This is a genomic window from Gammaproteobacteria bacterium, assembly GCA_013696315.1.
GTDB lineage: Bacteria > Pseudomonadota > Gammaproteobacteria > JACCYU01 > JACCYU01 > JACCYU01.
Genome location: JACCYU010000273.1, coordinates 1 through 11,960, shown reverse-complemented (window position 1 = coordinate 11,960; position 11,960 = coordinate 1). Strand labels below are relative to the sequence as shown.

The following is an 11,960-nucleotide window of genomic DNA, read 5'->3' as shown; positions in this document are numbered from 1 at the left end:
CGATCGCTGTATCGCCGCTCGCACTGCGTGCGTAGTCGCGGCACTGCCGTGTAAAACCTGTCCCATAGTGCCTCCTTATCGATGCTAAAATCGCTTATACCATGACACCCTGGGATTGAACAACTAGCGTGCACGTTAGCGCTGCGTATGCAGGGTCGTCGCTATAGGCGACTCGTGGGAAATCGAGGCGATCAAAAGTAAAAGCCACTACCCGAATGGGTAGGGGAACCTGGTATACGCCGAAACGTATCGGAGGGAGTTTTCTCAAAAATCAGGTCGAGCTTTCGAGAAAGCGTGCGTCTGCCTGTAATATCGACATTGCATCAACTCATGTACATCCCGCCATTGACGGGCAGATTGATGCCGGTGATATAGCCCGATTCATCCAAGCTCAGGAACGCTACCGCATGAGCGATCTCGGCCGGTGTCGCCATTCGTCCCAGCGGAATACCGGCGACGATGGTGTTGCGGATGTCTTCGGGCACCGCCGCTGTCATGCGGGTCTCAACATAACCCGGCGACACCGTATTGACCGTGACACCTTTACTCGCGACTTCCTGCGCCAGTGCCATGGAAAAACCGTGCACGCCGGCCTTGGCCGCGGAATAGTTGGTTTGACCGAACATGCCTTTCTGCCCGTTGACGGAAGATATGTTAATAATGCGGCCGAAACCCTGCGCCATCATGCTCTCTACAACCTGACGGGTAACGTTGAATACGCTGTCGAGATCGGTAGTGAGCACCGCGTTCCAGTGATCCGGCTCCATCTTGCGCAAGGTCTTGTCGCGAGTAATTCCGGCGCAGTTCACCAGGATGTCGATCTCTCCAAAACGCTTCCGAACGTTGCGCACCATCTCTGCGCTGGAATCGAAAGAGCTGACGTCTCCGTCGATTAATTCGATCTCAAGACCTTCCGCCCGGCGCATGCTTTGCCATTCTTCCGCCTCGCCATGTTCGCTGGGCAGATGGCCTGCCACTACCGTGCGGGTTCCTTGCGCAAGGCGCTTGCAAATTTCCGTACCTATACCGCCGATGCCCCCGGTCACCAGTGTTACCCTTTTTTTAGCGTGACTCATCTTGTTAAATCCTCCTGACGCGCTACAACCGGCGAGGCATTGGCCTGCGCGCTGGTATGCGAGTGAGATTGTTGCGATGCAAAATATTATAAGCAGAGCAACAAGTCAAGGCGCGAGAAGCGGTGCTCAGCCTCGTCCAGGCGCCAGAAAAGTCATGAAAAGCGTGCTGCTACAGGTGTTTAGCAGGTGACCGTGAGGCGAGCCGACCCGTATGATTTATCCTATTCTTCGGTCTTGTCACGTTCCGGCGGCGGTGCCTTGACCCCGGCGGCTTTAAGGAAATTGCGCTGCATGTCGCGCCAGATTTCGAGATTGCGTTGCGTCAGGTCCGCCATCAGTTCGAACGGCGTGTTGCCGCTTATCATGTTGCGAACTTGTCGCTGCAGTTGCGACTGTTGCTCCACGAATAGCTCCAGGCTCTTTTCCAGATAGCTTGAAAATACGCCCTGCACTGAGTCGCCATAGAATCGAATCATCTTGGAGAGGATATCGGCGGTGAACAAGGGTTCACCGCCGGCTTCCTGCTCCATAATGATTTGCAACAGGGTCGGGCGGGTGATGTCGGCGTTGGAGTTCGCGTCGACCACCTTGAACTCTCCGCCCCGCATGACCAGCTCACGAACGTCGGCCACCGTAATGTAGCGGCTGACCTCAGTGTCATACAAACGCCGATTGGGATACTTTTTAATTATTCGTATCTGTCCCGCTTTAGTTGCCATATTGATTCATTGATTATGTTATCAGTTACCCGCAAGCGGAACCCATTGACCAGTTCAACGGATACCGCAAGACGCTCCCGATGTTTGCCGCGCTATTTTACTACATAACGACGTAGCTGCCGTCGTTGCTGCCTAGTACATGTGTTGACCACCATTGATTGAGATGTCGGCGCCGGTAATGAAATTGGCAAGGTCCGAGGCGAGAAACGTCGTGATATACGCGACTTCTTCGGGTTCGCCCAGCCGCCCGGTCGGGATCATCGAAACGATCTTGTTGCGTGTCTCCTCGGGTACCGCCATGACCATCTCGGTTGCGATGTAACCGGGCGAGATCGTATTGACGGTCACGCCTTTACGCGCGACTTCCTGCGCCAGCGACTTGGTGAAACCGTGTATGCCGGCTTTGGTAGCGGTGTAATTGGTTTGCCCCATCTGACCCTTCTGACCGTTGATGGATGAAATATTGATCACGCGACCGAATCCGCGTTCTGTCATGCCCTCGATGACGTGCCGGGTCAAATTGAACACGCTGTTCAAATTCGTGTTAATCACCACGTTCCATTGTTCCTGCGACATCTTGCGCAAGGTCGTGTCCTTGGTGATGCCGGCGTTGTTCACCAGTATATCGATCGGGCCAATGTCTTTTTCAATGGTTTCGACGAGTTCCTTGCACGCGTCGAAGTCACCGACGTCGCATTGGAAACTGCGTATTTCGTAGCCGTCCTTCTTGCATTGCTCCGTCCATTTCCGCGCTTTCTCTTCATTACGATAATTAGTTACGACCTTGCAGCCGGCGTCAGCCATTTCTCTGCAAATCGCACTGCCGATGCCGCCGGTGCCGCCGCTTACGAGCGCCACTTTATTGTTTAGATCGATTTTCATTTGATTTACCTCTCGACGGCCAGAGCGACACCCTGACCACCACCAATGCAAAGCGTTGCCAGGCCTTTGCTGACGTCACGGCGTTTCATTTCATACAGCAGGCTCACGAGGATGCGCGCGCCAGAGGCGCCGATTGGATGGCCCAGCGCGATCGCGCCGCCGTTGACGTTGACCTTTTCCAGATCCCAGCCCAGATCGCGATTGACCGCGATCGCCTGGGCCGCAAAAGCTTCGTTGGCTTCTACCAGGTCCAGATCCTCCGCGCGCCAGCCGGCGCGTTCCAGACAGCGCTGGCTTGCGGGTATCGGGCCGGTGCCCATGATCGCCGGGTCAACGCCGGCATTGGCGTAAGCCACGATACGCGCCAGAGGTTCGAGACCGAGCTTGTCGGCGTGCGCGCGGGTCGTGACGATGACGGCCGCCGCGCCGTCGTTGATGCCGGAAGCATTACCCGCGGTGACCGTGCCGTTCTCTTTGGCGAAAGCGGGCTTTAGCTTACCCAGGCCCTCCGCCGTTGCGCCGTGGCGAGGGAACTCGTCCACGTCGACCACGACGGGATCCCCTTTGCGTTGCGGCACCTCGATGGGGATGATCTGCTCTTTGAAGTAACCGGCCTTCTGAGCCGCTTCAGTGCGTTGCTGGGAGGTGGCGGCGAACTCGTCCTGTTCTTCACGGCTGATGCCATATTTCTTGGCTACGTTCTCCGCCGTGCCGCCCATATGATAGTTATTGAAGATGTCCCACAGTCCGTCATAAATCATGGTGTCCTTGAGCGGCCAGTCACCCATTCTTTGGCCGGTGCGCGAGTTCGGCACCACGTGTGGCGACAGGCTCATGTTTTCCTGGCCGCCGGCGACGATAAAGGTGGCATCTTCACAGCGAATGGCCTGGGTCGCCAGGTGGACCGCCTTAAGCCCGCTGCCGCAGACCTTGTTGATGGTCATCGCCGGCACCGAGTGGGGCAGGCCGGCGCCGATACTGGCCTGACGCGCGGGGTTCATGCCGACGCCAGCCGTTAGCACCTGTCCGAGAATAACCTCGCTGATCTGATCTGGCTCGATACCGGATCGGGCGAGCAGTTCCGCGATGACTTTGGCGCCGAGCGTGCTGGCAGGGAGGGAGGATAATTTGCCGCCGAACGAGCCGATAGCGGTACGCCCAGCGGCGACTACGACTATCTCTTCTTTCATTTGCTGCTCCTAAAGGTTGTGCGCTTTTATTGATGTGCCGGTTATCGATGTACCGATTATCGATGTACCCGGCATCTGATGTGCCCGTTATCTGATGTGAAATAGTGGGAAGAATATGTTTAACTCTAGACCTATTAAACATAGGGTATTGCAACGCTATCAGACCTGGCCATGTGATGCCATACTTTCGCCATCAACAATTCATCGACGGGCGCAACTGATCTCGTTGTTGCGGCGCACAATCGCCCGTGTTACGGTGAAGTCGATAGGCGCCAAGTATCCGTTCAAGCTGGCCCCCGCACGTCTGTTCCGCAGTTCAGGAGGTCCCCTCAACATGAATGAAAATCCCTTCAACATCTGGACGAATCAGATGCTCGACTATCAACGTCAGTACCAGGAGGCGCTGCAAGGCTTCGCGCCGCGCGCTGTACCGCCCGCCTTTGGCAGCGCGGGTCTGAGCGGTAATCCCCTGGATAGTAACCCATGGGTTTCGGCACTGGAGCAATGGTGGAAGACAATGCAGCCCGGTACGCAGCCGTCAGTTGACGACTTCTATTCGCGCCTGGTGAATCAGGGCAAGGTCTATTTCCAGATGACCGATAGCATGAACCAGGCCTTTCAGCAGGCGTCCGCGGTGGGCGAGTCCGCCGCACGCTGGCAGGACGCCGTCAGTACCACCTTAACCGGCCTGAAAGACATGTTTGGCGGCAACAAGCCTGATGTGGGCGGTGTCGCGCGTCAGGCCATCGCCTTCTGGGAGTTGCCGCTCAATACGTGGCAACATGCTGTCGCTTCCACATCCATATTGCCAGGCGATTTTCTGCATGGCATGAACGTAGCCGGCGTGCGCCAGGTGCGGGATGAAATGCACGAGCGGGTGGATCAGATGTTGTCGACCCCCGCCGTCGGGCAGATGCGCGAGCAGCAGGAGCAGGCCCAGACGCTTGCCAAACTCACCCTGGACTATCAGCAGGCCCTGCACGATTACGTCGCGACTTATGGCGAGATCGGCGTCAAGTGTGTCGAGGCGCTGCAACGGCTGCTCGAACAACGCGTGGCCGACAACCAGCCCGTATCCTCGTTGCGTGAAATGTACGATCTGTGGGTGGATAGCTGCGAAAAGGCCTATGGCGAGTACGTCGATACGGAGAAATACGGCGCGATATACGGTCGTCTGGTGAACAGCCTGATGGCCCTCAAGCGGCATGGCACCATGATGGTCGACGAGTCGCTTGGCGCCATGAATATGCCGACGCGCAGCGAGATCGATACCCTGCATCAGCGCTTGCACGAAGTCAGGCGTGAAACCAAGCAGTTGCGCGCGGAGATCGAATCGCTCAGGCACGAGATGGAGGAGGCGCGGGCGCGGACCAACGGCGCGGCCCGCAAGGCGGACACCGGATCCGCATCCGACAGTGCGGCACACAAACCGGCTACCAAGGCGACCAGGGCTAAGGCCAAGACGAAAGCGAAAGGGAAAAAATCCACGAAATCCAAATTCGCGACAAAGAAGAAAAGCGGATCAAGTGCCGCCGCGCGCAACAGCGAACTCAGGAGTTAAGCCATGATCCCCGTTCAAATACGTCCTGACCTCGCCGCCAAGGAACTGCTGGAGTTCAACCAGAAGCTCGGCCAGGGCCTGCAAAACCTTGGCAATATCGACGAGATAAGCACGGGCGCGACGCCCACCGAGGTCATTTATCGTGAAGACAAGCTGGCCTTGCACCGCTACATTTCGCCCTTCGGCGAAGCCAGCAATCCGATACCGCTGATCATCGTCTATGCGCTGGTCAATCGCCCGTACATGGCCGACCTGCAGCAAGATCGCTCGCTGGTGCGCGGCATACTTAATGCCGGGCAGGATGTCTATCTGATCGACTGGGGTTACCCGGATCGCGCGGATCGTTGCCTCACCATGGATGATTACATCAACGGTTACATCGACCGCTGCGTGGATGTCGTGCGTCGCCGCCACGGTGTCGAGCAGGTGAATGTGCTGGGCATCTGTCAGGGTGGTGCGTTCAGCCTCTGCTACGCTTCGATGCATGCCGACAAGGTCAAGAATCTCATCACGATGGTGACGCCAGTAGATTTTCAGACCCCGGGCGATCTGCTGAGTCGCTGGGTGCGGGACATCGACGTGGACCTGCTGGTGAACACTATGGGCAATGTCTCGGGCGACCTTATGAACTGGATGTTCCTGTCGCTTAAACCCTTCCGGCTGATGGGGCAGAAGTATCTGGACATGGTCAATCAGCTTGATAACGAAGTCCAGGCGCGCAATTTTTTGCGCATGGAAAAGTGGATATTCGACAGCCCGGATCAGGTGGGCGAAACGTTCCGCCAGTTCATCAAGGACTTTTACCAGAACAATCGATTGATAAAGGGCGAAGTGCAGCTCGGCGCACACAAGGTTAGTCTCAAGAATGTGACCATGCCCGTGCTGAATATTTACGCGCAACAGGATCATCTCGTGCCGCCGCCCGCCAGCATCGCGCTCAAGGGCTATGTGGGCACGGACGACTACAGCGAGTTGGACTTTCCCGGTGGCCACATTGGCATTTACGTGAGCGGCAGATCGCAAAAAACGGTGCCACCCGCGATTGGCGAGTGGCTGGACAGGAGAAAATAGTTGGGTCATTCATACTAATTCAGTTACACTTTTATTGCGCTGCCGCATGGCCGCGCTTCGTTTACATAACGTTAATCAACTTTAAGGAGAAGCAGCCACCATGGCTACTCAGGCGTATGAGCAGTCGTCACCGGCAGTGGAACTCACCGGGCAACTGACTTCGCAATTCAAGGAAATACTCACGCCGGCCGCGCTGGATTTCATCGCTGCGCTGGCCTGGCGCTTCACCGGGCGACGAGACGAACTGCTGGCGCGCCGGCTGGAACGGCAGACCTTGCTGGACGCCGGTGTGATGCCCGACTTTCTGGAAGAGACAGCGGAAATTCGTGCGTCGAACTGGCAGGTTGCACCACCGCCCGCGGACTTGCAGGATCGTCGCGTGGAAATTACTGGCCCGGTCGATCGCAAGATGATCATCAATGGGCTTAATTCCGGCGCGAAGGTTTTCATGGCTGACTTCGAGGATGCTCATGCGCCGACCTGGGCGGGCACCATGCAGGGGCAGATCAATCTACGCGACGCCGTCAACGGGTCCATCGAGTTCACCAACAACCGGGGCAAGCAGTATCGTCTCAACGACGAGGTTGCTACCTTGATCGTGCGACCGCGCGGCTGGCATCTGCCCGAAAAAAACGTGCTGCTTGACGGGTTGCCGGTGCCCGCCGCGCTGCTCGATTTCGGTTTATATATCTTTCATAACGCGCATTCGCTGCTGGAGCGCGGCAGCGGGCCGTACTTCTATCTGCCCAAACTCGAAAATCATGTCGAGGCGCGGCTCTGGAATGATGTCTTCAAGTTCGCGGAAAAGTATCTGCGTCTCCCGCCTGGCAGCATCAGGGTTACGGTGCTGATCGAGACGATTCTGGCGGCATTCGAGATGGACGAGATTCTGTACGAACTTCGCGATCACGTGGTCGGGCTCAACTGTGGCCGCTGGGACTACATCTTCAGTTTCATCAAGTGTTTCCACAAGCATCCGGAGTACGTGCTGGCGGATCGCGCGCAGTTGACGATGGCGGCGCATTTCATGAATTCGTATTCGCTGCTGCTGATCAAAACGTGTCACCGACGCGGCGCCCACGCCATGGGCGGCATGGCGGCGCAGATTCCGATCAAAGACGACAGCCAGGCCAACGAATGCGCGCTCGCCAAGGTCCGCGCGGACAAGGAGCGCGAAGCGCGCAACGGACACGATGGCACCTGGGTCGCGCATCCGGGACTGGTTCGTGTGGCGGAAGACATTTTCAATCGTTACATGCCAGAGGCGAGTCAGAAACATCGGCAGCTCGGTGACCTGGAAATCACGGCACATGACTTGCTTGCGATTCCGGAAGGCGCAATCACCGAGGCCGGATTCACCGGCAACGTCTGCGCGGCGTTACGTTACATCGCCGCCTGGAGGGGTGGGCAGGGTTCGGTGCCGATTCATAATCTCATGGAAGACGTCGCGACCGCCGAGATTGCGCGCGCCCAGCTATGGCAGTGGATTCGTTATCCCAAGGGTGTGCTGAGCGACGGACGCAAGGTGACCGCGGAATTGTTCGAGCACGCGCTAACGCGCGAGCTGGCGTTGATTCGTGCGGAACTCGGTGACGACGGGTTCGAGAAAAGCCATGCGCCGGCTGCGGCAGAGTTGCTACGCAGACTGGTCACCGATGATCGTTTCGCGGAATTTTTGACCTTGAGGGCTTGAGTGATATTTGCGGACTATCGGCCGATCAGCGCGGGTCCGGATAGTTTTTTACGCGACTAGCCGTACTGCGTGATCGTGATAACTACGGTTCAACGCCTAGCGTATACTTGATCTATGTTCTGTAACGGTTCATTTTTAAGGGTGCAACTCAGGCAGTAGGCAAGGACAATTCTGGAGGATACGAAAGTCATGAACAAACAGGAAACGATCAACGCGATCGAGCAGGACTGGGCTAGGAATGCGCGCTGGAAAGGCGTGCAGCGCGGCTACAAGGCGGCCGACGTGGAAAGACTGCGCGGCACCGTGACCATCGAGCACACCCTGGCTAAGCGTGGCGCCGAAAAGTTATGGCAACGCATCAATAGCGACGATTACGTGCATGCGCTCGGCGCCATGACCGGCAATCAGGCCATGCAGATGGCCAAGGCCGGCTTAAACGCGATTTACCTGAGCGGCTGGCAGGTTGCCGCGGATGCGAACAGCGGTTTTCAGATGTACCCGGATCAAAGCCTTTATCCTGTCGATAGCGTCCCGACAGTGGTGCGCAAGATCAACAACGCGTTCAAGCGCGCCGACGAGCTTTATCACGCCGAAGGTAAAGACGAAATCGACTGGTTTCTGCCCATCGTCGCGGATGCGGAAGCCGGCTTCGGCGGTGTGTTGAATGCCTTCGAATTGATGAAGGGCATGATCGAGGCGGGCGCGGCCGGTGTGCATTTCGAGGATCAACTCGCCTCGGCGAAAAAATGCGGACACATGGGCGGCAAGGTGCTGGTGCCCACTCAGGAAGCGATTCTTAAACTGGTCGCGGCGCGGCTGGCCGCGGACACGATGGGCGTGCCGACCTTGCTACTGGCGCGTACCGACGCGGAAGCCGCCAACCTGATTACGACCGACGCGGACGAGAACGACAAGCCGTTTTTGACCGGCGAGCGCACGTTCGAAGGGTTTTTCCGGGTCAAGAACGGTTTGCAGCAGGCCATTTCGCGGGGCCTGGCGTATGCGCCCTTCGCCGATCTGGTCTGGTGCGAAACCGGCAAGCCGGATTTGGAGTTCGCAAAATCCTTCGCCGAAGCGATCCGCAAGGAGTTCCCGGATCAGTTACTAGCGTACAACTGCTCCCCGTCGTTCAACTGGCGCAAGAACCTTGACGATTCTCAGATCGCCAGTTTCCAGCGTGAACTTGGCGCCATGGGTTACAAGTTCCAGTTCATTACCCTGGCCGGCTTCCACGCGCTCAACTACAGCATGTTCGATCTCGCGGACAAGTATCGCGACGAGGGCATGACGGCGTATGTCGAACTCCAGCAGAAAGAGTTCGGTTCCGAATCGCGCGGTTACACGGCGACCAAGCATCAGCGCGAGGTCGGCGCGGGCTACTTCGATGCCGTGGCCTCAACGGTCACCGGCGGCGCCTCCAATCTGGGCGCGTTAAGCGGTTCGACAGAAGAAGATCAGTTCGACACCGGCGCCCCCAAGGCGGCCAGCAAATAGCAGGCATTACGGCGTGCCGGTGACGGATATCACCCGTTACCGGCATAGTCCGATGCGTGCCGACGGCTGGCGCGCAATCGCGCGACAGCCCTCATACGTGCCTGGCGCGCGGGTCATCCCTTAAGATTGATAATGACGTACAAAAATATTTCACGGCCTGCCGACGGCACGCCTATCATGGCCCATTCCGACAACACGCTCGATGTCAGCGAGCGGCCCATCATTCCCTATATCGAAGGCGACGGCATTGGCATCGACGTGACGCCGGTAATGCGTCGCGTGGTGGACGCGGCGGTTGAGAAAGCGTATCGGGGAGATCGTTCGATTGTCTGGATGGAGATTTACGCCGGCGAGAAGGCGCTGGAGATATACGGGAAGGATCAGTGGCTGCCGGAAGAGACGCAAGATGCGATGCGCGAGTTCGTGGTGTCGATCAAGGGTCCGTTAACCACCCCGGTAGGCGAGGGCATGCGCTCGCTCAATGTCGCGATCCGCCAGAAGCTCGATCTGTATGCCTGCGTGCGACCGATCCGTTTCTTCGCCGGCACGCCGACGCCCATGAAGGAATCGGCGTCGACCGATATGGTGGTGTTCCGCGAAAACACCGAAGACATCTACGCCGGAATCGAGTGGCCGGCCGACAGTGACGAGGTCAAGAAAGTCATCAAGTTTCTCCTTCACGACATGGGTGTCACGGGAATTCGCTTTCCGGACAGTTCGGGACTGGGCATCAAGCCGGTATCGCGCGAAGGCTCCGCGCGGCTGGTGCGCAAGGCCATTCAGTACGCCGTCGATTACGATCGCGGCTCCGTTACCCTGGTGCACAAGGGTAATATCATGAAATATACCGAAGGCGCTTTTCGCACCTGGGGTTACGAGGTCGCGACCAGCGAATTTGGCGCGGAACTCATCGACGACGGGCCCTGGCGCCGCATAAGAAATCCGGTCACCGATCGTGAAATCGTCATCAAGGATGTCATCGCCGATAATTTCCTGCAGCAGATCCTGCTGAGGCCGGAGGACTACGACGTTATCGCCACCCTGAACCTCAACGGCGATTACATCTCCGATGCGCTCGCGGCGCAGGTGGGTGGCATTGGCATCGCGCCCGGCGCCAACATAGGCGATTTCGTCGCCGTGTTCGAAGCGACGCATGGCACCGCGCCGAAATACGCGGGCAAGGACAGGGTCAATCCCGGGTCGATCATTTTGTCCGCCGAGATGATGCTCAAGTATATCGGCTGGACCGAGGCCGCCGATCTGATTATGCGGGGCGTAGGCGGTGCGATCGCGGCCAAGACGGTCACTTACGATCTGGCCCGCGCGCGCGCCGGATTCGCCGCGCGCGGCACGCGCGTAGACAGTGCCCGCGCGGTGGAGGCTGACCTCGAACGGCTCATGCCCGGCGCGACCCTGGTGACGACATCCGGCTTCGGCGACGCCGTCATCGAGCACATGGACGCCGAGTCTGACGCATGACTTATGCCTGCGCCTTGATGCGCGTCATTCAGTAAGCGTGTCGCTGCAGCCCGGTTTCCTGCACAATGCGCGTGGCGATCTCTTCGACCGAGCGCGTGGTTGTATCCAGAAACGGTATACTTTTCGCGTGATAAAGGTCTTCCACAGCCTTGATTTCGTAGGCGCATTGTTCCAGGGAGGCGTAGCGGCTGTTGGGGCGACGGGCGGTGCGCACGCCCTGCAGACGTTCCGGGGTGGTGGTCAGACCGTAAAGCTTGGCGACATAAGGTCTTAACATGCGCGGGAGCGCGCCCTGGCCCAGGTCTTCCTCGGTAATCGGGTAATTGGCCGCGCGAATGCCGAACTGTATCGCCAGATAAAGGCAGGTCGGTGTCTTGCCCGAACGGGATACACCGACCAGGATTAGATCCGAGCGGTCATAATGTTTCGTGTAGGCGCCGTCGTCGTGCAACAGCGAGAAGTTGATGGCGTCCATGCGCGATTCGTATTTCTGCGCGTCGGTGAGGCGGTGCGAGCGTTCCCCGCGCTCCAGCGGTTTCGCTTCCAGTTCCATTTCGAGACTGTTCAAAAATGCGTGGAACAGGTCCAGTATCAGGCCTTTGGAGTTGACCACCAGCGAGCGCAGCTCCGGATCGGCCAGGGTGCTGAAGACAATCGGTCGCCGGCCGTCCTGATCCGCGGCGCGGTCAATCTGCTCGGCGACAGAGGCGGCCTTCTCACGGCTGTCTACGTATGGGATGGTAAATTCTCGAAATTCCACACCTTCGAACTGCGCCAGCAGGCTGTGCCCCAGCG

General features: G+C 58.0%; 10 protein-coding genes. 5 read left to right on the top strand and 5 right to left on the bottom strand.

What is annotated here, in order from left to right; translation table 11 throughout:
* Nucleotides 1–323: 323 nt before the first annotated feature.
* The 4 genes from phbB to H0V34_15335 form a co-directional block, all read right to left on the bottom strand.
* Nucleotides 324–1,076 (bottom strand): acetoacetyl-CoA reductase, encoded by a 753-nt coding sequence (gene phbB, locus H0V34_15350; protein ID MBA2492992.1) that lies wholly within the window; start codon nucleotides 1,074–1,076, stop codon nucleotides 324–326.
* Between the two features lie 221 nt (nucleotides 1,077–1,297).
* Nucleotides 1,298–1,795 carry a polyhydroxyalkanoate synthesis repressor PhaR gene (gene phaR, locus H0V34_15345; protein ID MBA2492991.1) on the bottom strand — a complete coding sequence of 166 codons (498 nt, stop codon included), beginning with the start codon at nucleotides 1,793–1,795 and terminating at the stop codon, nucleotides 1,298–1,300.
* Nucleotides 1,796–1,927: 132 nt separating this feature from the next.
* Nucleotides 1,928–2,677, bottom strand: coding sequence for a beta-ketoacyl-ACP reductase (locus H0V34_15340; protein MBA2492990.1), 750 nt, complete (start codon nucleotides 2,675–2,677; stop codon nucleotides 1,928–1,930).
* 5 nt (nucleotides 2,678–2,682) lie between these two features.
* Nucleotides 2,683–3,867: an acetyl-CoA C-acetyltransferase gene (locus tag H0V34_15335; protein ID MBA2492989.1), complete on the bottom strand. Its 1,185-nt coding sequence runs from the start codon at nucleotides 3,865–3,867 to the stop codon at nucleotides 2,683–2,685.
* Nucleotides 3,868–4,201: 334 nt separating this feature from the next.
* Between H0V34_15335 and phaE the strand changes: the two genes are divergently transcribed.
* From phaE to icd, 5 genes are all read left to right on the top strand, one after another.
* The gene (phaE, locus tag H0V34_15330; protein ID MBA2492988.1) at nucleotides 4,202–5,428 is read left to right on the top strand and encodes a class III poly(R)-hydroxyalkanoic acid synthase subunit PhaE; all 1,227 of its coding nucleotides are present in this window, start codon (nucleotides 4,202–4,204) and stop codon (nucleotides 5,426–5,428) included.
* Nucleotides 5,429–5,431: 3 nt separating this feature from the next.
* On the top strand, nucleotides 5,432–6,499 hold the full coding sequence (locus tag H0V34_15325) for a class III poly(R)-hydroxyalkanoic acid synthase subunit PhaC (protein ID MBA2492987.1): 1,068 nt from the start codon (nucleotides 5,432–5,434) through the stop codon (nucleotides 6,497–6,499).
* A gap of 100 nt (nucleotides 6,500–6,599) precedes the next feature.
* Nucleotides 6,600–8,192 carry a malate synthase A gene (gene aceB / locus H0V34_15320; protein MBA2492986.1) on the top strand — a complete coding sequence of 531 codons (1,593 nt, stop codon included), beginning with the start codon at nucleotides 6,600–6,602 and terminating at the stop codon, nucleotides 8,190–8,192.
* A gap of 189 nt (nucleotides 8,193–8,381) precedes the next feature.
* Entirely contained in the window at nucleotides 8,382–9,686 is a 1,305-nt protein-coding gene (aceA, locus tag H0V34_15315) for an isocitrate lyase (GenBank protein MBA2492985.1), read from the top strand.
* Between the two features lie 132 nt (nucleotides 9,687–9,818).
* Nucleotides 9,819–11,165: an NADP-dependent isocitrate dehydrogenase gene (gene icd / locus H0V34_15310; protein MBA2492984.1), complete on the top strand. Its 1,347-nt coding sequence runs from the start codon at nucleotides 9,819–9,821 to the stop codon at nucleotides 11,163–11,165.
* Nucleotides 11,166–11,193: 28 nt separating this feature from the next.
* Here the strand turns inward: icd and H0V34_15305 are convergent.
* Nucleotides 11,194–11,960, bottom strand: a 767-nt coding sequence (locus H0V34_15305) for a kinase/pyrophosphorylase (GenBank protein MBA2492983.1), incomplete at its 5' end; no start/stop codon positions are given.